This is a genomic window from Aquibaculum arenosum (assembly GCF_029222965.1).
Classification (GTDB): Bacteria; Pseudomonadota; Alphaproteobacteria; order Kiloniellales; family DSM-21159; genus Aquibaculum; species Aquibaculum arenosum.
In genome coordinates this window covers 38334-59977 of sequence record NZ_JARHUD010000007.1, presented here as the reverse complement: position 1 = coordinate 59977, position 21644 = coordinate 38334, and the positions used below count along the sequence as shown (strand labels likewise).

General features: G+C 65.6%; 19 protein-coding genes. 9 read left to right on the top strand and 10 right to left on the bottom strand.

What is annotated here, in order from left to right:
* Window positions 1–3 precede the first annotated feature (3 nt).
* From scpB to P2G67_RS12085, 6 genes are read right to left on the bottom strand one after another with little or no spacing between them, the layout of a single operon-like run.
* Window positions 4–672, bottom strand: coding sequence for an SMC-Scp complex subunit ScpB (gene scpB / locus P2G67_RS12110; RefSeq protein WP_275823455.1), 669 nt, complete (start codon window positions 670–672; stop codon window positions 4–6).
* Complete coding sequence (locus P2G67_RS12105; protein WP_275823453.1) at window positions 669–1481, bottom strand: segregation and condensation protein A; 813 nt, start codon at window positions 1479–1481, stop codon at window positions 669–671. The genes scpB and P2G67_RS12105 overlap by 4 nt, the downstream gene beginning before the upstream one ends.
* Window positions 1478–2479, bottom strand: a complete 1002-nt coding sequence (gene nagZ, locus P2G67_RS12100; RefSeq protein ID WP_275823452.1) for a beta-N-acetylhexosaminidase — start codon at window positions 2477–2479, stop codon at window positions 1478–1480. Before nagZ ends, P2G67_RS12105 begins: the two co-directional genes overlap by 4 nt.
* 35 nt (window positions 2480–2514) lie before the next feature.
* Window positions 2515–3492: an SPOR domain-containing protein gene (locus P2G67_RS12095; protein ID WP_275823450.1), complete on the bottom strand. Its 978-nt coding sequence runs from the start codon at window positions 3490–3492 to the stop codon at window positions 2515–2517.
* Entirely contained in the window at window positions 3492–5246 is a 1755-nt protein-coding gene (gene argS, locus P2G67_RS12090; protein WP_275823449.1) for an arginine--tRNA ligase, read from the bottom strand. Before argS ends, P2G67_RS12095 begins: the two co-directional genes overlap by 1 nt.
* Before the next feature lie 3 nt (window positions 5247–5249).
* Entirely contained in the window at window positions 5250–6410 is a 1161-nt protein-coding gene (locus P2G67_RS12085) for a deoxyguanosinetriphosphate triphosphohydrolase (RefSeq protein WP_275823447.1), read from the bottom strand.
* 69 nt (window positions 6411–6479) lie between these two features.
* On the opposite strand from P2G67_RS12085, the gene P2G67_RS12080 reads away from it, so the two are divergent.
* The 3 genes from P2G67_RS12080 (at window position 6480) to P2G67_RS12070 (ending at window position 8162) form a co-directional block, all read left to right on the top strand.
* Window positions 6480–7049, top strand: coding sequence for a DNA-3-methyladenine glycosylase I (locus P2G67_RS12080; protein WP_275823445.1), 570 nt, complete (start codon window positions 6480–6482; stop codon window positions 7047–7049).
* A 150-nt stretch (window positions 7050–7199) separates the two neighbouring features.
* Entirely contained in the window at window positions 7200–7961 is a 762-nt protein-coding gene (gene purC / locus P2G67_RS12075; protein WP_275823443.1) for a phosphoribosylaminoimidazolesuccinocarboxamide synthase, read from the top strand.
* Between the two features lie 12 nt (window positions 7962–7973).
* The gene (locus P2G67_RS12070) at window positions 7974–8162 is read left to right on the top strand and encodes a hypothetical protein (RefSeq protein WP_275823442.1); all 189 of its coding nucleotides are present in this window, start codon (window positions 7974–7976) and stop codon (window positions 8160–8162) included.
* Between the two features lie 42 nt (window positions 8163–8204).
* On the opposite strand, the gene P2G67_RS12065 is transcribed toward P2G67_RS12070, so the two are convergent.
* Window positions 8205–8795 (bottom strand): hypothetical protein, encoded by a 591-nt coding sequence (locus P2G67_RS12065; protein ID WP_275823440.1) that lies wholly within the window; start codon window positions 8793–8795, stop codon window positions 8205–8207.
* A gap of 300 nt (window positions 8796–9095) precedes the next feature.
* Between P2G67_RS12065 and P2G67_RS12060 the strand changes: the two genes are divergently transcribed.
* The 5 genes from P2G67_RS12060 to P2G67_RS12040 all read left to right on the top strand — a co-directional run bounded on the left by P2G67_RS12060 (window position 9096) and on the right by P2G67_RS12040 (window position 14624).
* Entirely contained in the window at window positions 9096–9602 is a 507-nt protein-coding gene (locus P2G67_RS12060; RefSeq protein WP_275823438.1) for an RNA polymerase sigma factor, read from the top strand.
* A complete protein-coding gene (locus tag P2G67_RS12055; RefSeq protein WP_275823436.1) occupies window positions 9599–10471 on the top strand; it encodes an anti-sigma factor family protein in 873 nt (290 codons plus the stop codon). Before P2G67_RS12060 ends, P2G67_RS12055 begins: the two co-directional genes overlap by 4 nt.
* Window positions 10472–10623: 152 nt before the next feature.
* On the top strand, window positions 10624–12120 hold the full coding sequence (locus tag P2G67_RS12050) for a succinate-semialdehyde dehydrogenase (protein ID WP_275823434.1): 1497 nt from the start codon (window positions 10624–10626) through the stop codon (window positions 12118–12120).
* Between the two features lie 24 nt (window positions 12121–12144).
* A complete protein-coding gene (locus P2G67_RS12045) occupies window positions 12145–13563 on the top strand; it encodes an aminotransferase (RefSeq protein WP_275823432.1) in 1419 nt (472 codons plus the stop codon).
* Between the two features lie 74 nt (window positions 13564–13637).
* On the top strand, window positions 13638–14624 hold the full coding sequence (locus P2G67_RS12040; RefSeq protein ID WP_275823430.1) for a cyclodeaminase: 987 nt from the start codon (window positions 13638–13640) through the stop codon (window positions 14622–14624).
* A 9-nt stretch (window positions 14625–14633) separates the two neighbouring features.
* Here the strand turns inward: P2G67_RS12040 and mfd are convergent, their stop codons facing one another.
* Both mfd and P2G67_RS12030 read right to left on the bottom strand, forming a co-directional pair.
* Window positions 14634–17999, bottom strand: a complete 3366-nt coding sequence (gene mfd, locus P2G67_RS12035) for a transcription-repair coupling factor (RefSeq protein ID WP_322099705.1) — start codon at window positions 17997–17999, stop codon at window positions 14634–14636.
* A 145-nt stretch (window positions 18000–18144) separates the two neighbouring features.
* Complete coding sequence (locus tag P2G67_RS12030; protein ID WP_275823426.1) at window positions 18145–18447, bottom strand: FAD assembly factor SdhE; 303 nt, start codon at window positions 18445–18447, stop codon at window positions 18145–18147.
* Window positions 18448–18522: 75 nt separating this feature from the next.
* Between P2G67_RS12030 and recG the strand changes: the two genes are divergently transcribed.
* On the top strand, window positions 18523–20604 hold the full coding sequence (recG, locus tag P2G67_RS12025) for an ATP-dependent DNA helicase RecG (protein ID WP_275823424.1): 2082 nt from the start codon (window positions 18523–18525) through the stop codon (window positions 20602–20604).
* Between the two features lies 1 nt (window position 20605).
* Here the strand turns inward: recG and P2G67_RS12020 are convergent, their stop codons facing one another.
* Window positions 20606–21625, bottom strand: coding sequence for a hypothetical protein (locus P2G67_RS12020; RefSeq protein ID WP_275823422.1), 1020 nt, complete (start codon window positions 21623–21625; stop codon window positions 20606–20608).
* Window positions 21626–21644: the final 19 nt, after the last annotated feature.

Here is a 21644-nt window from a genome sequence, read left to right as displayed (position 1 = left end):
GGCCTAACCCTCATCCTCGCTGTCTTCGGGCAGCAGGGCCTCGCCGAAATCCTCTTCCAGGCGATCGACCGCTTCTGCTTCTTCCTCATCGCGCTCCGCCGGCGGCAGCAACCCGCGCTCGCCGAGTGCGGTGATGGCCGGACGTGTGTCCAGCAGGCCGGCGGCCTTCAGTTCCTCGATTCCCGGCAGGTCTTTCAGGCTCTCCAGCCCGAAATGATCGAGAAAGACCGGCGTCGTGCCCCAGGTCAAAGGCCGTCCGGGGGTCTGACGCCGACCACGCGGCTTCACCCAGCCGGCTTCCAGCAGGGTGTCGAGCGTCCCCTTGGACAGGGCGACACCGCGCACCTCTTCGATCTCGGCCCGGGTCACCGGCTGGTGGTAGGCGATGATCGCCAGCGTGTCCAAGGCAGCCCGGGAGAGCTTGCGGCGCACCTCGCGCTGCAATGTCATCAACTCGGCCAGATCGGCCGCGGTGCGGAAAGCCCAACGACCGTCGCTCTGCCCCAGCACCACACCGCGGTTCGCGTAGAGCGTCCGCAGCTCGTCCAGCAGGTTCTCCAGATCGACGCCTTCGGGAAAGTAGCGCGCCAGATCCTGAACGCGGCGCGGTTCGGCGGACGCAAAAAGCAGGGCTTCGAGCAGGCGCAGATGCTGGAAGCGGTCTGCCGTCACGACGTCTCTCCCAGCCCCTCCCCGCTCGCAGCCGTCCGGCCCCGCAGGCGGATGGGGCCGAAGGTCGAGGTCTGCTGGATCTCCGCCTTGCCGTCCCGGCAGAGCTCCAGTCCCGCGACCAGCGTGCTGGCCACCGCCGAGCGCCACTCCAATCCGTCGCGCAGGTCGGGGGGCAGGAAGGTGGTGAGATCGCGCCACTCCGGCATGGTGCCGAGCAGCTTTGAAAGGCGGCGAACCGCCTCCTCCACGGAGTAAAGGTTCCAGTGCAGGATGCGCAGGCCCGGTGCCTGGGCCTGCCGACCCTTCAACGCGCCGTAGGCGGAGAGCAGGTCATAGAGCGAGACATCGAAGACGGGGTGGGTTACCTCGCTCTGCCCTTCCGGCGCTCCCCGGGCAAAACGCTGCTGGCCGAGTTGCGGCCGGTCGGTCAGCGCGGCACCGCGGTCCTGCATCGCCTGCAAGCGTTGCAGATGGAATCGCAGCGCGGCAGCCATCTCGGCACCGCTGGGCCGCTCCTCCTCGCTCTCAGGCTCCGGCAGCAGCAGCTTCGACTTGAGGTAAGCGAGCCAGGCGGCCATCACGAGATAGTCGGCGGCCAACTCCAGGCGCAGCCGTCGCGCTTCGCGCACGAAGGTCAGGTACTGCTCCGCCAGTGCCAGAATGGATATGCGGGTCAGGTCGACCTTCTGCTCGCGGGCCAACTGCAGCAGCACATCCAGAGGCCCTTCAAAGCTGCCAAGATCCACCACGAGGCCATCACCGCGGGGCGGGTCCGTTCTGCTGTCCTCGGCGAAGACCTCAGCGCTCATGTCGCGGCTTTCAGCAATCGCCTCAGTTCATCCAGCCCCTCATCCCGATCAAAGGATTCGGGGCTTCTCACGGCGGCGCTGGCCCGGGCAAAGCGGGCCTGGCAGGACGCTGTCATGGCATCCACCACCCCCGCGACCTCCTGCATTTCCGCCTGGTCACCGCTACAATGCAGCACAAGATCGCAGCCGGCCGCCAGCGAGGCTGCCGCACGCTCGGCCTGGGACCCGGCAAGCGCTTCCATGGTGATGTCATCGCTCACCAGAAGGCCGTCGAAGCCGATTTCCTTGCGGATGATTTCCTCGATGATCCGCGGTGACTGAGTTGCGGGCCGCTCGGCATCCAAGTCGCTGTAGACGATATGCGCGGTCATACCCCAGTGCTCGTCCGCCAGGGCCTGGAAGGGCACGAAGTCCGTCTGGGCGAGTTCCTCATGAGCCGTTTCCACCCGCGGCAGGGACAGATGGCTGTCGACAGTGGCCCGGCCATGGCCGGGCATGTGCTTGACCACCGGCGAGACACCGCCGGCTCGCAGCCCCGAACAGGCCGCCTGCCCAAGGGCAGACACCAGACCGGTATCGCTGCCGAAGGAGCGATCGCCGATCACGCTATGAGATTGCGGATGCAGCAGGTCGACGCAGGGCAGACAGTCGACGTCCAGGCCAAGAGGAAGCAGCGTCTCCGCGATCAGCCTTGCCTGCAGCCAAACGCTGCGCTGCGCCGCCTCCGGGTCTACAAGCGCGAGCGCGCCGTGCTGCCCCATGGGAGGAAGGTCTGGCCAGTGCGGCGGCCGCAGGCGCTGCACGCGCCCGCCCTCCTGATCGATCAGGATCGGTGCATCCGCACGGCCCACCGCCTCACGTAGCGCCTGGGTCAGCGCCCGAATCTGCTCCGGAGTCTCGACATTGCGCCGGAAGAGAATGAAGCCCAAGGGATCGGCATTGCGAAAGAATGCCCGCTCCCAGTCGGTCAGGTTCGGCCCGCTGGTTCCGAACAGCACCGCGCGGGGCGCATTCCCCCTATCCCCCTGCCCACTCATCGGGCACGCACCAGGCAGTCTTGCTGCGCGGCCTGCAAGCGGGAACAGAGCTGGTCGGCCGCTTCGCGTGTCGAAACAGGGCCGGCCTGCAGGCGATAGAAGGTGCCACGCTCGCCTAGGTCGGCTTCTTCCACCTGTAAAGTCAGGTCGCCCAACACCTCGGGATGCCGCTCCTGCATCCGAGACCACTCGCGCTCGATGGCGTCGCGGTTGCCCACGGAGGCCAACTGGATCACAAATCCCCCCGAAGCGGGTTCTGCCGCCTGCTCCGCCGCGGGCTCCTCTTGCTCGACAGTCGCAGCAGGCTCCTCGGTTTCATCAGCCGCATCTTCGGTTGCGGGCGCTTCAGGGGACGGCTCCTCCTCCGCTGGCGCCTCTGCGATCTCGCTCACCATGGAATCCAAAGATAGCGGCTCGTCTGCTTCCTCGCCGGGCGCAGCAGCGGTTCCCTCAGCGTCCGCCGCGCCCTCAACGGAAACATCCGCTTCTTCGCCGCTGGCATTGCTTGCAGGGGCCGCCTGTTCGGCCTCGGTGGACTGCGAGGTCGTCTCGCTTTCCGGCTCCGGGGGTCGTGGCTCTTCCGGTGGCGGCAGCAGGCGTTCCACGCCCTCCTCCGAGCGCTCACGGGGGTTCAAGACCAGACTGTCCTGATAGGGCACCTCCATGCCGCCCGGGGATTCCGGCCGCTCCTTCTCGGGCGTGCCAGGCGCCGTCACCAGTGGAAGCTCCTCGGGATCGGGATCGCTTGTGCCCCAAGTATAGGCATAGACCACCAGTGCCCCGAAACCGAGCAGCACCAGCCCGGCTAAAGCCACGCGCAGCGGACCAATGCGGCGCCGACGCCGCTCCGGCTCGGGCTCCTCATCCGGATAGTGCTCGTGTGCATAGGTCGTGCTGCGTTGGCGATAGGCGGGATCACCACGCAGCTCAATGGGAGGCCCATCGTCCCAGTGGTTGCGGCCGTCGGACGGCATCAGCGCATCTCCTCCACCGGCTCAACGCCGAAAATCAGCAATCCGGAAGCAATCACAGCGGCCATGCCTTGCAGCAGGGCCAGGCGAGCTGCCGTGAGTTCCGGATCCTCCGGTACCAGAAAGCGCAGCGTCGTGTTTTCCTTGCCCTTCGTCCAGAGTCCATGAAAGGCCGCTGCCACTTCGTGCAGATAGAAGGCTATCCGGTGCGGCTCATAGGCTTCCGCCGCACTCTCCACCAGGCGCGGCCAACCGGACATCAGCTTGATAAGCGCAACCTCGCTGGGATCCGTCAGGCGGTGCAGCGGCCCCTCGGCCAGGGCACGCGGATCCCGATCGATGGACGGGAAAGCCTCACTGGCGTGGCGCAACACGGAGTGCGCGCGGGCGTGGGCGTATTGGACATAGAAGACCGGGTTATCCTTCGACTGCTCCAGCACCTTCTCGAGATCGAAGTCCAGCGGCGCGTCCGGCTTGCGGGTCAGCATCATGAAACGCAGCACGTCCTTGCCGACCTCCTCCACCACGTCGCGCAGAGTGATGAAGTTGCCGGAGCGCTTCGACATCTTCACTTCCTCACCGCCGCGCATCAAGCGAACGAGCTGGCATAGCACCACATGAAGCTTGCCCTCCTCGCTGGTGAGGGCCGCCACGGCTGCCTTCATGCGTTTGACGTAGCCACCATGGTCGGCACCCCAGACCTGCAGCATCGTGGGATAGCCACGGCGATACTTGTCGAGATGGTTCGCCATGTCGTTGGCGAAATAGGTCCAGGAACCGTCGGACTTGCGGATCGGACGATCGGTGTCGTCGCCGTAGGCGGTGGCGCGAAAGAGCGTCTGCGGCCGCGGCTCCCAATCCTCCGGCGCCTTGCCCTTGGGCGGCTCCAGTACACCGGTGTAGATCAAGTCGCGCGCCTGCAGAGTCTCAATCACGGCATCCACGGCCCCGGCCTCGACCAGCGCCCGCTCGGAGACAAAGAGGTCATGCTCGATGCCAATGGCCTGCAAGTCGGTGCGCACCAGAGCCATCATCACGTCGATAGCGAAAGCGCGTATTTCCGGCAGCCACTCTTCCTCGGGCCGGTCGAGCCACTTCTTTCCGTCGCGCTCGGCCAGGGCGGCGCCCACCTCCTTGAGATACTCTCCCGGATAGAGGCCGGGCGGGATTTCCGCGATGGTTTCGCCCAGCGCTTCGCGGTAGCGCAGGTAGGCGGAACGGGCCAGCGTATCCACCTGGCCTCCGGCATCATTGACGTAGTACTCGCGCAGCACCTTGTAGCCCGCCTTCTCCATGAGGGAGGCCAGGGCATCTCCCACCACGGCGCCGCGGGCATGCCCGACTGTCAGGGGACCGGTGGGATTGGCGGAGACATACTCCACGTTCACGGCCTGACCACCGCCCATGTCACTGGAACCGAAGGCCGAACCCGCGCGCAGAATGCCGGCGAGCTGGCGATACCAAACGTCGTCGCCCAGGCGCAGATTGATGAATCCCGGCCCGGCGATCTCGACACTCTCCACACCCTCGAGGCGGCGCAGCTCTTCCGCCAGCATCTCGGCCACATCGCGGGGCTTACGGCCCGCCGGCTTGGCCAGCACCATGGCCGCATTGGTGGCCAGGTCACCATGGCTCGGATCGCGCGGCGGCTCGACCGTCACCCGAGAGAAATCGAGCCCCTCGGGCAGATTGCCGGCGGCCACCAATGCTTCAAGGCGATCTCGAACGATGACCTGAAAGTCTTTGAAGAGATTCATTCTTTATAACCGGAGATAGGGGTTGAAGAGTTTTTCATGGGATTCCAGTGCGTAGCGATCGGTCATGCCTGCGACATAGTCCGCGACAACGCGTGCCTGTGTCGATTGCGACTGAGCGGACTCGACCTCCAGGCGCCATTCATCCGGCAAGAGGTTGGGTTCCGCCAGATAGATATCGAACAGCTGGCGCAGCACACGTCGTGCCTTGGAGGTGAGCCGGTTGACTCGATAGTGGCGGTACATCCGCGCAAACTGGAACTTGCGGACGGGCCGCAGTTTTTCCTGCACCTCCGCGGAAAAGGCAATGAGCGGGCGGCCTGCCTGACGCAGTTCATCGACTGAGGCAGGCTTGTCCTCGGCCAGCCGCTTTCGGCTTTCCCGCAAGAGGTCGTCCACCATGACACCGATGAGTTCGCGCACCGCCGCGTGGATCTGCCGAGCCTGCTCGACGCCAGGGTAGGTCTGTTCCACACGGACGAAAACCTCACCCACCAGCGGCAAAGTCCGACACTCTTCGACCGAGAAGAGCCCGGCGCGTAACCCATCATCCAAATCGTGGTTCACGTAGGCGATATCATCAGCCAGTGCAGCCACTTGCGCCTCGGCGCTGGCGTGGCCGTCGAGTTCCAGGAACCACTGTGCGTCGAATTCAGCGATCGTCGGGCGCGGCCGGCTGACCGGACCATTGTGCTTTGCCAGACCTTCCAGGCTCTCCCAGGTGAGATTCAGACCGTCGAAGCTGGGGTAGCGCTCCTCCAGTTGCGTGACCACACGAAAGGTCTGCTCGTTGTGGTCAAAACCGCCGTGCGGCTCCATCGCTGCCTTAAGGGCATCCTCACCGGCATGACCAAAGGGCGTGTGGCCCAGATCGTGGGCCAGGGCGATGGCCTCGGCCAGATCCTCATCCAACTGCAAAGCCCGCGCCACCGAGCGCGCAATCTGCGCCACCTCCAGCGAGTGTGTCAGGCGGGTGCGGTAGTAGTCCCCTTCATGATAGACGAAGACTTGGGTCTTGTACTGCAGCTTGCGGAAGGCCCCGGCGTGGATGATGCGATCCCGGTCTCGCTGAAAAGCGCTGCGAGTCAGACTGGGCGACTCATCCACCAGGCGACCGCGACTGCGCGCGGCATGGCAGGCATAGGGGGCAAGTGAGGAAGTGGACATGACGTTGCGGACACTACGCGAAGGCACCGCAAGCGGCAATCGGCGCCGCACCCGAACCGGGCCATCTTCATGAAGGTTTCGACCCGCCACCCCGACGAACGGCCGCGCTGCGCCTGGGTCACCGACGATGCGCTCTACCGGGCCTATCACGATGAGGAGTGGGGCCGGCCGGAGCATGATGGGCAAAGGCTGTACGAGATGCTCAGCCTCGAAAGCTTCCAGGCCGGGCTTTCGTGGCTCACCATCCTGCGCAAGCGACACGCATTCCGTTCCGCCTTCGCCAATTTTCATCCGAGTACAGTGGCTGCCTTCGACGAGAACGACGTCGCTCGTCTGCTCAATGACCCGGGCATCGTGCGGCACCGCGGCAAGATCGAGGCCACCATCTCAGGTGCCCGGGCCTGGCTGGAGATCGAAGCCAGTCATCCGGGCGGCTTCTCCGCCTTCATTTGGCAACACCGGCCACCGCACCCCCATCGCTCCGAGGACGGCAGCGGTCTGCCAGAGGCAACGCAACTCAGTCGTCGCCTGAAGCAAAGCGGCTTTCGCTTCGTCGGCCCGACCATCACGCACTCCTTCATGCAGGCTGCCGGGCTGGTGCAGGATCACGACCGACACTGCTTCTTGCGTAAGGACTGAAGCATTGGGACTTCCGCCGGTCCTGGCGGCGGCGTTGTTCGCCCCCGGCGCGACTGTTATACAGCGAAGAGCCACTTATCCTCACGGCGCGAGCCCGTTCCTCCCAGCCGAAACCCGCGGCCTGGCCGCTGCCTCTCCCGGACGAAGAAGATGCGACGCAAAAGGATCTACGAAGGCAAAGCCAAAGTTCTATTCGAGGGCCCGGAACCGGGAACCCTCGTGCAGTACTTCAAGGACGACGCCACGGCCTTCAACAATCAGAAGAAGGGCACGATCACCGGCAAGGGCGTTTTGAATAATCGCATCTCCGAGTACCTCATGATGCGGCTCGAGAGCATTGGCGTGCCCACCCACTTCGTTCGGCGCCTGAACATGCGCGAGCAACTGGTTCGCGAGGTTGAGATCATCCCGCTGGAAGTGGTCGTGCGCAACGTGGCCGCGGGATCGCTCTCGAAACGGCTGGGGATCGAGGAAGGCACCGCCCTGCCCCGCTCCATCGTTGAGTACTACCTCAAGAACGATGCTCTGGGAGACCCACTGGTCACCGAGGAGCACATCACCTGCTTCAACTGGGCGGGGCCACAAGATCTCGACGAAATGATGCAGATGGCGCTGCGGGTGAACGACTTCCTGACCGGGCTGTTCCTGGGCGTCGGCATCAAGCTGGTGGACTTCAAGCTCGAGTTCGGGCGTCTCTGGGAAGAAGATCAGATGCGCATCGTCCTCGCGGACGAGATCAGTCCCGATAGCTGCCGCCTCTGGGATATCAAAACCAACGAGAAGCTCGACAAGGATCGCTTCCGCCGTGACTTGGGGAAGGTCGAGGAAGCCTATCAGGAAATCGCCCGACGCCTGGGCGTACTGCCTGAAGCGGGGCCGCTGGACATGCAGGGCCCCAAGGTCATGCAGTAGGCGGACGCCAACATGCGCGGCCCGCTGCTCGCCTTGGCCGCCGGCCTGATCTTCATCGTCGGCACGGCGGCACTGGTGCTGGATTTCAGCCGCGACCTCGATCTGGGCCACGATCTGCGCTATCTCGGCCCTCTGGCCTTCATCCTCATCGGTGCCGGTATCTTGATCGGCTTTTTCCTCTGGATGCGCAGCAAGCGTTGACGTCGTGGCTGTCAAACCGATAGTCGCGACCAACATTCCGAATCAGTCGAGCCAGAGCGAGTCCGGATGTGCTGGCCGACGCTCTTGTCGCAGGCGAGCCACCGCTTCGGCAGCCGTTTGGGCGTTAAGGCGCGCCCGCGCAGCCGCTTCGGCTGCCGCTCGCGCAGCGGCCTGAGCCTCGGAAGTCCCCAGGAGGCGCGCCCGATCCTCTGCAGCCCCCGCAGCCCAGGCGGCCGCTTCCGCAGCATTCTCTGCCCGTGCCGCCGCCAGCGCTGCGGTTGCCGGATCGTTGGCGATGCCCGCCTCTACGGCCGCCTCGGCGGCAGCCGTTGCCATGGCCCGCGCCTGGCTTGCTTCGGGGATCGCCTCTGCCGCGCCATCGGGTGCCACTGTGCGACCCAAGGCCGGGGAAGCACCGCGCTCGGGCACGGTTTCGGAGGCGCTGGTATCCGGGCTCAGCCGACCCGCCGCGATGCTTCGAGCATTGGACAGGCTCAGGCTCCCGCCGATTGGGGTCGCATAGAGTTCGGCTGATTGCACAACAGCAGGCGCCAGGTTCCCGGGCCCGATGGCGGCGCCACGGTCAGGGTCCACGACCAGGCAAGCGATGCCGCCTGCGACCAACACTCCCATGCGGCGCGCGACGCGAAGGCACCGGGTCCTGCAGCCGATTCCAAGCATCACTCCCCCTTGCCTTCGACCTTACCGGAAGGATCACGCTGCACCGCCCTGACCCGACTGTGCCTGCCGCACATCACAAAGCCGCATGGCTCTGTTCTCACCGTGCGCCGCTGCTTCATAGAGCGTGGTGAACCCTCGCCTATTCCAGAAGACCACCCACTCGAAAGAACGCGGCGTCGATCCTTTCGAGCAGACCCCTGGCCACCGAATCAGCGGGATACTCCCCGGCGTGCAAGCGACAGGAGGGTGGTTTTGGGCGATCCTGCAGAGCGACTCATAGAAGAGGTGCGCGGCCTGAGGCGCTATGCCCTCGCTCTAACTGGCAGCGCCACCGACGCGGACGATTTGGTTCAGGAGAGTCTTCAGCGGGTACTGGCTGTATTGCGCAAGGGTGCAAAGGTGAACAACCTACACGGGTATCTCTACTCAGTGGCACACAATACCTGGATGGAGCAGCGTGCGCGTCCCTCCGGAGCCTTTGCACACCTGTCCCTGGAAGACCTGGACTTGCAGCTTCCGCTGGCCGCCAACCAGCCGGCTCGCGCAGAATGGCACGCCATGGCCCAAGCGCTTCAGGCGCTCCCACGAGAGCAGCGCGAGGTTCTGCTGCTAATCGGTCTCGAGGGTTTTTCCTACAAGGAAGCCGCAGCCCTGCTCTCCGTTCCCATTGGCACCGTCATGTCGCGCTTGAGCCGGGCGCGGGTGGCTTTGCGACACGCGCTGGACGGCAAAAGGACTCACCAGCGGAGAGCGCAATGAAAGAGCGCTTTCGTCTCCTGCCTGGCGGGCCGCTCATCGGTGAAGCGCAGATTCTGGCCTATGTGGATGGGCAACTGCCGCCGCGCGAACGGGCAGAAGTGGAAAGCGCCCTCGCCACCGACCCAAAGGCGGCCGAAGAGGTGGAAGCCTATCAAACGCAAAATCGCCTGCTGCACAGCAGCTTTTCCGCCCGACACCTCCCCCCACCGCCGCCCAACATCGAGGCGCTGACGCAGGCGATCGCTGACACGCGTGCCTCCAAGCCGAGGCGGCACGGACCACTGCAGGCGGCGGGCTTCCTCCTCGCCATGTTGCTGGGGGGCCTGGTCTTCCAGGTTTGGGAAGAACACGATGAACTGCAGGACATCGCATTCTTTCAAGAAGAGCCCTCCCTTTCGCTGCTCGGCGCCTTCAAGGACTGGAACGAAGGTCCGGCACAGCCCTTGCACCTGCGTTCCCAGGATCTTCCGAGCATCGCCCCCTCCTCGGCCGTCAACGCCATTCCCGATTCCCGTGGTCGCGCGCCCGATCTGCGCAGCGAAGGGCTGGAACTGATTGCAGCACGCCTGCTACCAGGCCGACAGGCGGGGGCCATGGAACTGATCTACGAGACCCCCGAGCGCGCCCGGGTCTCGCTCTACTTCGGACCGACGCGCGAACGCGGAAACCCCCGCTTCTCGCTGCTGCAGGAAGGTGCCATGACTCTGCTCTTCTGGCATCAGCAGGGCCGCAGTTTCGGTTTGGTCAGCGAACTCGGTCGCGACAAGCTCCTCGCCGTCGGCAGCGCCGTGCAAGCCGCCTGGCGCCATCAGCCTGCGCCGGCCACTGGGCTCGACGGCGCAGCCAACTCCCCCGACTCCCTCCTGTAATCGCAGAGACGTCGGAGCAAGCCGCAGAATCTTCGGTTACTCTGAATGTTTGACGCATTTGCTTCGCCATAGCCGCATTCGATCAACAGCACTACCGGCGCCTCGCAGGCTAACTTGCGCTGCACGAGGCGATCGCTGGAGGAGAGGACACCATGGCGTTGAATGCACACCAAACCCAGGGGCTTGGCATCGACGGTCAGCAGCGCCCCGCGTTGCTGCGGGAAGACGCCTGGCTGGAAGGGCGTTGGACTGGCGCTGACGGTGATGGCCGCATCGAGGTCACCAATCCCGCCGATGGCTCGTTGCTTGGCACGATCCCCGATATGGGCACCGCCGAAACCAAGCGCGCCATCGAAGCGGCCGCCGCTGCCTGGCCGGCCTGGCGCGCACACCTGGCCAAGGACCGCGCAGCGATCCTGCGCCGCTGGGCCGATCTCATGGCTGAAAACCGCGAGGAACTTGCACGGCTCATGACCCTGGAGCAGGGCAAACCCATAGCGGAATCGCGTGGTGAGATCGACTATGCCGCCTCCTTCCTCGAGTGGTTCGGGGAGGAGGCCAAGCGGATGTACGGCGAGACGATTCCTTCCCACCTGCCCGGCAGCAAGATGATCGTGACCCGGGAACCCATCGGGGTGACCGCGGCGATTACGCCCTGGAACTTCCCCTCGGCCATGATCACGCGGAAGGCGGGCGCGGCGCTGGCGGCCGGTTGTCCCATGATCGTGCGTCCGGCAACCGAAACCCCCTACTCGGCCCTGGCTCTGGCGGTCCTGGCCGAAGAGGCGGGCTTACCGGGCGGCGTCTTCCAGGTGCTCACGGGTTCAGCCCGGGCCATTGGCGGCGTTTTGCTGGAATCGCCCAAGGTGCGGGCGCTTTCCTTCACCGGTTCGACCGAAGTCGGGCGCAAACTCTTTGCCGGCTCGGCCGACAGCATCAAGAAGCTGTCGCTGGAACTGGGCGGCCACGCGCCCTTCCTGGTTTTCGAGGATGCAGACCTGGATACGGCGGTTCAGGGCGCGCTTGGCGCCAAGTTCGCCACCAGCGGGCAGGACTGCCTGGCGGTAAACCGTCTCTTCGTCCAGGACAGCATCTACGACGCCTTCGTGGAGCGCTATGCCGCCGCAGTGGCCTCCTTAAAGGTGGGTCCGGGATTTGAAGAGGGCATCGACATCGGCCCCCTGATGAACGAGGCCGCGGTGGCAAAGTGCGAAGCCCATGTGGCCGATGCCGTGGAGAAGGGGGCGCGTCTGCTGATGGGCGGCCGCCGCCACCGGCTCGGCGGCACCTACTTCGAGCCGACCCTGCTCGCGGACGTCACCGAGTCCATGGCCATCTTCCGTGAGGAGACCTTCGGCCCCGTAGCGCCCGTGCTGCGCTTCCACGAGGAGGCGGAAGCCATCGCCCGGGCCAACGACACGATCTACGGCCTGGCGTCCTACGTCTATAGCCGCGATGTGGGGCGGGTGTGCCGCGTGGCCGATGGCCTGCAGTACGGCATGGTCGGCGCCAACACGCCCAAGTTCACGGGCGCGTCCATCCCCTTCGGCGGCATGAAGCAGTCGGGCCTGGGCCGCGAAGGCTCGCGCCACGGCCTCGATGACTACAGCGAAATCAAATACCTCTGCCTCGGCGGCCTTGGCGCCTGAGGACACCGTAAAGGAGTGACTGTCATGAACGAATCAGCCCGCAACATCAGCCTGGAGGAGATGGATCGCCGTTCCGTGCTCCATCCCTTCACCGTGCTGCGCGACCATGCCAGCGGCAAGCTGGGCGATCCCCGCATCGTCGAAAGCGGTAAGGGCGTCTTCATCAAGGACAGCAAGGGCACGGAGCTGCTGGACGGCTTCGCCGGTCTCTACTGCGTCAACATCGGCTACGGCCGCACGGAAGTGGCCGACGCCATCGCCGAGCAGGCTCACAAGCTGGCCTACTACCACAGCTATGCCGGCCACTCCTCAGAGCCGCTGATTCGCCTCTCCGACCGGCTGGTTTCCATGGCCCCGGGCGACATGAGCAAGGTCTTCTATGGCCTCTCAGGCTCGGACGCGAATGAGACCAACGTCAAGCTGGTCTGGTACTACCACAACCTCAAGGGCCAGCCGGCCAAGAAGAAGATCATCAGCCGGGACCGCGGCTATCACGGCTGCTCCGTCATCTCCGGCGGACTGACGGGTCTCAGCTTCTATCACAACGCCTTTGACCTGCCGACGGGGCCGATCCGCCACACCGGTGTACCGCATTATTACTGGGGCGCGAACGAGGGTGAGAGCGAAGCAGAGTTCGTCGCCCGTCGGGCCCGTGAGTTGGAGGAACTGATCCTGGCCGAAGGGCCCGAGACCGTGGGCGCCTTCATCGGCGAGCCGGTGCTGGGCACCGGCGGCATCATCCCGCCGCCCGAGGGCTACTGGCAGGCCATTCAGGCGGTGCTGAAGAAATACGACGTGCTGCTGATCGCCGACGAGGTGGTCTGTGGTTTCGGCCGCACCGGCGCCGGCTTCGGCTGCGACAAGTACGGCATCGAGCCGGACCTGATCACCATCGCCAAGGGCCTGACCAGCGCCTATGTGCCGCTCTCCGGCTCCATCATCTCCCGCCGGGTCTACGAAGTGATGGAAACAGCCGCAGACAGCCTCGGCGCCTTCTCCCATGGCTACACCTATTCGGGGCATCCGCTGGGGGCCGCCGCGGCCATGGCGACGCTCGACATCGTCGAGAAGGAAGACCTGCCCGGCAATGCCGCGCGCACCGGCGCGCACTTCCAGCAGAAGCTCAAGGAAGCCTTTGCCGACCACCCGCTGGTCGGTGAGGTGCGCGGTGTCGGCCTGCTGGGTGCCGTGGAGTTCGTCGCCGACCGGGAGAAGAAGGAGCGTTTCGACGGCGCGCTCAAGGTCGGTGCGCGGGTTTCCGGTGCCGCGCTGGCGGAGGGTCTCATCGCCCGCGCCATGCCGCACGGCGACATTCTCGGCTTCGCACCGCCGCTGGTGATCACGCCGGCCGAGGTCGACGAGATGGTTGCCCGGGCACGACGCGCGGTCGATAAGGTCACCGACGAGCTGGTGCGCGACGGCCAGTGGCAAGCCAAGGCCTGACGCACGCTGCATAAGCTAGAGGCCCTTCACCCCGCCGCAGTATGTTGGCGGGGTGAAGCCTTGGGAGGCAGGAAATGACCATCAGGATCCTGACGGAAGGCGAGCTGCGTTCCTGTGTCGATATCGACCGGGAGGCCATGGAAACGGTGGCATCCGGCTTTCGCGGACTCGGCGAAGGCCGAGCAGTATTGCCGCCGATCCTGCGCCTGGACGTGGAAGACGCGAACGGCGAGATGGACGTCAAGACCGCTTACGTGCCCGGCCTCGACTCCTTCGCGCTCAAGGTTTCCACCGGCTTCTTCGACAATCACAAGCTGGGCCTGCCCTCCCTCTCCGGCATGATGACACTGATCTCCGCGCACACCGGGCGTGTGGAGGCGGTGCTGCTCGACAATGGCTACCTGACGGACGTGCGCACGGCCCTGGCCGGCGCCATTGCCGCCGACACCCTGGCCCGCCGCGATGCCAAGGTGGCCGGCATCTTCGGAACGGGTCTGCAGGCGCGGCTCCAGTTGCGCGCGCTGGCGCTCGTTCGCCCCATCGAGCGGGCTCTCATCTGGGGCCGCGATCCGGAGAAGGCCGCGGCTTGCGCGCAGGAGATGGCAGCGAGCCTGGGCATCCCGGTTGAGGCCTGTGCCGAGGGCAGCGCGGTTTGCGCCGAGGCCGACATACTCGTGACCACAACGCCGGCGCGCAGCCCCATCCTGCAAGCCGAATGGCTTCGGCCAGGTCAGCATGTGACCGCCATGGGCTCCGACGCCGAGGGCAAAAACGAGGTCGACCCGCAGGCCCTGGCCCGCGCCGAGCGGCTTGTGGTGGACCGCGTTTCGCAGTGTGCCCGGCTGGGCGAGTTGCACTACGCCCTGGAAGCCGGGCTGGTGGAGGAGACACAGGCCGTCGAGCTGGGCGACATCCTCGTCGGCAAGGCCGAGGGCCGCTGCTCAGACGAAGAAATCACCTTCTGCGATCTGACCGGCACCGGCGTGCAGGATACAGCCATTGCGCTCTTCGCCCACTGCCGCGCGCAAGCACGCGGCCTGGGCGCGGCCATCGAGGCATAACCGAAGGCTTCAGGCTGCCTGCTTCGCCTTGTTAGAGAGCTGCGCCAACTGATCCATCAACTGGCGCACGCCACGCATTCTGGCTTTCGCACTGTCCCATTCACGGCGATAGACCAGCTTGCCGTCGGGGCGTAGCTGAACCTTGCCCTTCTGGCGCTGGATGAACTGCACCAGCGGTCCGGGGTCAGCAATGGCTTCCTCTCGGAAGGTCAGCACTGCCCCCTTGGGCCCAGCGTCCACCCGCTCAACACCTGCATCCCGGCAAAGACGTTTTACGGCAATAACTTGCAGGAGGTTCTCAACCTCATCCGGCAAGGGCCCGAAGCGGTCGATCAGCTCGGCGGCGAAGGCATCGATCTCCGCCCGATCCACCAGTGTCGACAGGCGGCGATAAAGGCCTAAACGCAGATGCAGGTCGGCCACATAGCTGTCCGGGATCAACACCGCCGTGCCCAGATTGATCGTGGGTGTCCAAGTGGCCTCCGCGGCCGCGGCGGCCTTGGCCGCATCGCCACCGCCTTCCGAGCGGGCGCGCGCCTCGGCGACCGCCTCCTCCAGCAGCTGCTGGTAGAGCTCGATGCCCACCTCCTTGACGTGACCCGACTGTTCTTCGCCCAGCAGGTTGCCCGCCCCGCGAATGTCCATGTCGTGACTGGCCAGGGTGAAGCCAGCGCCCAGGCTGTCGAGGGTCTGCATCACATCCAGGCGCTTCTGCGCCGCGGGAGTGAGGATGCGCCCCTGCGGCAGGGTCAGGTAGGCATAACCGCGCTGTTTGGCCCGGCCGACACGCCCGCGCAGCTGATAGAGCTGCGAGAGACCGAACATGTCAGCCCGGTGAATGATCAGTGTGTTGGCGGTGGGAATATCCAGGCCGGATTCCACGATGTTGGTCGAGAGCAGGACATCGAAGCGGCGCTCGACGAAGCCGGCCATCACGGCTTCCAGCGCGCTGGCCGAGAGCTTGCCGTGGGCGACGGCGATCTTCACCTCCGGCACCAGCTTGCGCAGCCGCTCCTCCAGCGCCGCGAGATCCTCCAAGCGCGGCGCCACATAGAAGACCTGACCGCCGCGGAAGTGCTCGCGCAGGATGGCCTCGCGCACGATGACCGGATCATAGGGCAGCACGAAGGTGCGCACCGCAAGCCGGTCCACCGGCGGCGTGGCGATCAGGCTCATCTCCTTCACGCCGCTCATGGCCAATTGCAGGGTGCGCGGGATCGGCGTTGCAGTGAGCGTCAGCACATGCACATCGGCGCGCAAGGCTTTCAGTCGCTCTTTCTGCTTCACACCGAAATGCTGCTCCTCGTCGACGATCAGCAGGCCCAGGTCGCTGAATTTGACCGACTGGGAGAGCAGTGCGTGGGTTCCGATCACGACGTCGAGCTGCCCTTTGGCCAGTTCGTCGCGCGTGGTCGCCGCCTCCTTGCTGCTGGTCAGGCGCGAGAGCTGGCCGATGCGCAGGGGCAGGCCGGCAAAGCGTTCGCGGAAGCTGGCGTAGTGCTGGCGCGCCAGCAGCGTGGTGGGCACCACGACTGCCACCTGCTTGCCGGTCATGGCCACCACGAAGGCCGCGCGTAGCGCCACCTCGGTCTTGCCGAAACCCACGTCGCCGCAGACCAGGCGGTCCATGGGCTTGCCGCTGGCCAGGTCCTCCATCACATCGGCGATGGCCCGCAGTTGGTCTTCGGTCTCGGGATAGGGGAAGCGGGCTGCGAACTCCTCATAGAGCCCTTCCTGCGGCGTAATCTCTTCGGCCTGCTTCAAGGCGCGCTCCGCCGCCACCCGCATGAGCTGCTCGGCCGCCTCTTGGATGCGCTCCTTGACCTTGGCCTTACGCGCCTGCCAGTTGCCCTGCCCCAGGCGGTCCAGGTCAACCACGCCGTCCTGAGAGCCGTAGCGCGAGAGAACCTCGATGTTCTCGACAGGCACATAGAGCTTGTCGTTGCCGTGATAGACCACACGCAGGCAGTCGTGTGCGGCGCCGCCCACATCCAGGGTTTCTAGGCCTTCGTAGCGGCCGATGCCGTGGTCCACATGCACAACGTGATCACCTTCCTCCAGGCTGGAGACCTCGGTGAGGAAGTTGTCGGAGCGTCGGCGTTTGCGGGTGGCCCGCGCGATGCGCTCGCCCAGCACATCCGATTCAGTGAGCAGCGACAGGCCGTCGTGGGTGAAACCATGCTCCAGCGCCAGGGTGACGAGCGCGACACTGCCCACCGGCTGTGCCTGCGCCTCGGCCCAATTCGAGACTGTGCTCAGCCCCTCCAGTCCGTGCTCGCCGAGCAATCCGCCCAGACGATCACGCGCGCCGTCGCTGTAAGCCGCCAGCAGCACCCAGCGCCCGGCTTTGCGTTCCCCCTCGATCCAGGCGCAGACCGCCTCGAAAGCCTTGCCTTCCGAGGTCGCCCGCTCGGCCGCAAAGTCCGGGGCACGCCGTCCGCCGGCATCGGCATGGCCTTTGGCCTCCTCCGGCAGGTCAAAGGGTGTGAACTCCGCATGGGCGCGCGCGGAAAGCTGCGCCTCCCACTCCCCTTTCGACAGGTACAGCCGTTCCGGCGGCAAGGCGTTATAGGCGCTGCCTTCGGCCATATCGGCCCGTGCGAGCTGCACCCGCGCCTGATGGAAGTCGGCGATCTGTTCCAGGCGCGTGTCACGCACCGCCTCGGCCTGGTGATCCAGGGTGACCGGGGCGTCTCCAACGTAGTCGAAAAGTGTTTCCAGCCCCTCATGGAACAGCGGCAGCCAGTGCTCCATGCCCGGATGCGGCCGGCCCTCGCTGACCGAGGCGTAGAGCGGATCATCCCCCTGCACAGCCCCGAAGGCTGCGCGATAACCTGTGCGAAAGCGCGCAATCGACTCCTCGTCCAGCACGGCCTCGCTGACCGGCAGCAGCGACAGGCGCTCCGCCGGCCCGGTCGAAAGCTGGGTCAGCGGATCGAACCGCCGAAGCGACTCCAGCTCGTCGCCGAAGAAATCCAGGCGCAAGGGCTCTTCGCTGCCCGGCGGGAAGAGGTCAAAGATGCCACCGCGCAAAGCGTACTCGCCCGGCTCGCCCACCGTGCCCACGCGCTGATAGCCGTTCTGCGCCAGGAAGGCCGTCAGGCTCTCCGGCTCCAGCCGGTCCCCGGCAGCGGCCACAAGCGCGCGCCCTTCGAAATGGCCGCGCGGCGGCACGCGCTGCAGCAGGGCATTGACGGTCGTGAGAACCAAGCCGGCAAAGTCGCCGTCGCGCAAACGCGCCAAAGTGGCCAGGCGTCGGGCGACGATATCCCGGTGCGGGCTGACCCGGTCGTAGGGCAGGCAGTCCCAGGCCGGAAAGGTAAGGATCTCCAAGCCGGGCGCAAAAAAGGCCAAGGCCTCCTGGAGCTGGGCCATGCGGGCATCGTCACGACAGACATGCACCTGGAGTCCCGGACCGTCCGCCGCCTCGGCGAGGAGCAGGGCATCGAGACCTTCCGGCGCATTCGCCACCCGACGACCGCCGGGCGAGCTCAGCAGTTCTTTGAGAAACACGCTATTTTCAGCCGCTTTGAGGTGTAAACTTGAAGTCCCGCATCATCTTCATGATGTCGGTGTCGTACTCCGGCGGCGGAACATCGCGCCCGATGATCCAACCGTAGAGATCGGGGTCGGGCGCGCGCAACAGGGACTCCAGCCGCTCCAACTGCGCCGAATCAAGACTCTCGATATGGCGATCGGCAAAGCCGCCGACGAGCAGATCCATCTCACGCGTGCCCCGATGCCAGCAGCGCCACCGCAGCTGTTTGCGGCGAATTTCCGTCGACGTTCCTTGGGACGTTCCTTGGGACGTGCCTTGGCTCATGCTTTCCTTCCTCGCTCGGAGATAGGATATAGGCCGAACGCCCCGACCTGTCATTCCCAACCCGCCGGATGCCTCGTGCGACCCGATAACCTAAATCCCCTCTTTGCGGAGATCACGACGCTCCCCGGCGTGGGACCGCGGCTGGCGAAGCTTTTCGAACGGCTTGCGGGGCCGCGGGTGATCGACCTCTGCTGGCACCTGCCCAGCGGCCTGATCGACCGTCGCTACCGGCCCAGCCTGGCCGAGGCCGTTCCTGGACGCATCGCGACCGTGAAGGTCCGGGTGATGGCCCATCAGGCGCCGCACTCGCCCAAAGGGCCCTGGAAGGTACTCTGCACCGACGGGACGCGGGACATCGACCTGGTGTACTTTCGCGCCAATCAGGACTGGCTGCGCAAGCTCCTGCCCGATGGGGCTTGGTGTGTGGTCAGCGGCAAGCTGGAAAGCTACAACGACCGCCTGCAGATGAATCGTCCCGACCATGTGGTGCCGGTCGATGAGGCGGAGTCCCTTCCGGCCGTGGAGTCGGTCTATCCGCTCACCACCGGGCTCGTCGCGCGCGTGGTGCAGAAGGCCGTCCAGGCGGCCGTGGCACGGGCACCCGCGTTACCGGAATGGCACGACGCCTCGATCCTGAAGGCCCGCAAGTGGCCGGACTGGCGTAGCGCGCTGGAGGCGGCGCATCACCCGGAGACTGAAGCTGACTTGCTGCCGGAAATGCCGCCGCGCCAACGACTGGCCTACGATGAGCTTCTGGCCAATCAGCTGGCGCTGGCGCTGATCCGCCTGAAGCAGAAGCGCGCCGCCGGCCGCAGCCAGAAGGGCGACGGGCATCTGGTGGAGGCCGCACTGCAGGCCCTGCCCTTCCCCCTGACCGCTTCGCAACGCACGGCCTTTGCGGAAATCGCCGCCGACATGGCCGAGCCGCACCGCATGCTGCGGCTGCTTCAAGGCGACGTGGGCAGCGGCAAGACCGTGGTGGCGCTGCTCGCTATGCTGACAGCGGTGGAGGCGGGGCAGCAGGCGGCGCTGATGGCGCCGACGGAGATCCTGGCGCGCCAACACTTCAACACCATCGCCCCCCTGGCCACCGCAGCCGGCATCGGGATCGAACTCCTGACCGGGCGCGACAAAGGCGCGGCGCGCAAGCGCGCCCTGGAACGCCTGGCCGACGGTCGTGCGCTGCTGGCGATCGGCACCCACGCCCTGTTCCAGGATGATGTGCTGTTCCGCGATCTCGGCCTGGCGGTGATCGACGAACAGCATCGCTTCGGCGTGCATCAGCGCCTGCAACTGGCGGCGAAGGGCAAGGGCGTGGATGTTCTTGTCACGACCGCAACGCCAATTCCGCGCACCCTGGTGCTGACCGCCTACGGCGACATGGAGGTCTCGCGCCTGACGGAAAAGCCCGCCGGCCGCCAGCCCGTCGACACCCGCACCCTGCCGCTGGAGCGCCTTTCGGAGGTGGTCGGGGCCGTCGGACGCGCCATCGAACAGGGCGCCAAGGTCTACTGGGTCTGTCCGCTGGTGGAAGAGTCCGAAGCGGTCGATCTGGCGGACGCCGAGGCCCGCTACGGCGCTCTGACCGAGCGCTTTCCCGGCCGCGTGGCCCTGGTGCATGGGCGCATGAAGGGACCGGAGAAGGATCGGGCCATGAAAGCCTTCGCCGAGGGCCCTGCCGATATCCTCGTCGCCACCACTGTGATTGAAGTGGGCGTCGACGTGCCGGCCGCCACCGTCATGGTGATCGAGCAGGCCGAACGCTTCGGCTTGGCGCAATTGCACCAACTGCGTGGACGGATCGGCCGGGGCGGCGGGCGCTCCACCTGCTTGCTGCTCTACCGTCCGCCGCTGGGCGAGACGGCGCACGAGCGGCTGAAGATTCTGCGCGAAAGCGACGACGGCTTCCGCATCGCCGAGGAGGATCTGCGCTTGCGCGGCGCCGGTGATTTGCTGGGCACGCAGCAGTCGGGCCTGCCGCGTTTTCGCCTGGCCGACTTGGCCGAGCACGCCGACCTGCTGCCCATGGCCCGCGATCACGCCCGCCTGATCCTGGAGCGCGACCCCGACCTGCAAGGCGATCGCGGCGCCGCACTCAGAACCCTGCTCTATCTCTTCGAACGCGACGCGGCCGTGCGTTACCTGCGATCAGGGTAAACTATCGCACTGCCGCCGCCTGCTGGATGGCGGGCAACAGGCCCGGCGCCTGAAAGCTCGACGTTTGCGCCGATCCTGCACAGGCGGCATCGGCGGCAAGCTTGCCGTACTGGTAGCAGGTTCTTTGGCCGGCTGTTGTATGGCCAACGACGGTTTCCATGGGATGGGTGATCATCCAGCCATGCATCTCCCCGTCGCGCAGCGTCCACTCCGAGGCAAGCATCTCACCTTGATAGCTCCTGGCCGTTTGAACGCCAGGTGAAACCGTCTCGATCACCGTCGTTGAAACGGACTCGTACACCCCGGGCATGGACGCATAGGTGATGCTTAGACTGTCGGAAAACTCCTGTCCTTCGCCGTAGTCGGCGAGGCTGAGGCTTGTGTAGGTAACTCTGCCCGTCTGGCCGGTGGTCTGCATGACCATCTGCCCTTCGACGCTCAGTTGCCCTATCAAGCGGCCCCCATTCATCGTTCCATCGACCCGTCGGCGCTCACTTCGAATAGTGGTCTGGCCATTACCCGCTACATGTTGACTGGTGACCATATTCCCCGCTGCAACAAACTCTCCCTCCGGCCAGCCGTCCACGCAGTCGCCCTCCAGCAGTTTCGCGTTCAAGGAGTCGACTGATAGCAAGTAATGCTCGCTGCGCATCGCTTCCTCGTACTGCTCCCGCGTCATCTGCTGCAAGATGAGCCATTCGGCCTCTTCCGCGAGATCGCAGTCGAGCGCTCCGGCTGTGGACAGCGCGCTTTCGGGATCGGCACTGAATACGGCGTGGCGCTCGATCAGTTGTGCCTGGTAGGCACTGAAGCGCGGATCGGCGAGCGCGGGGTGGTTCAACAGGGCCGGGTTCTTCTCCACCTCGGGCACGGCATCGATATCGTCTATCATCCCCATGCCGTCGGCCGCCTCCATCGCCAGCATTGCAATCGGCAGACCGGCCGCGCCGGTGGGAACGCAGGCGGGCAGCAGGCAAAGGAGAGAAAGCGCGCTGAGGCTCTTTAGCTGCTTCCGGTTCATTACGCTTATCCTTGTTTGA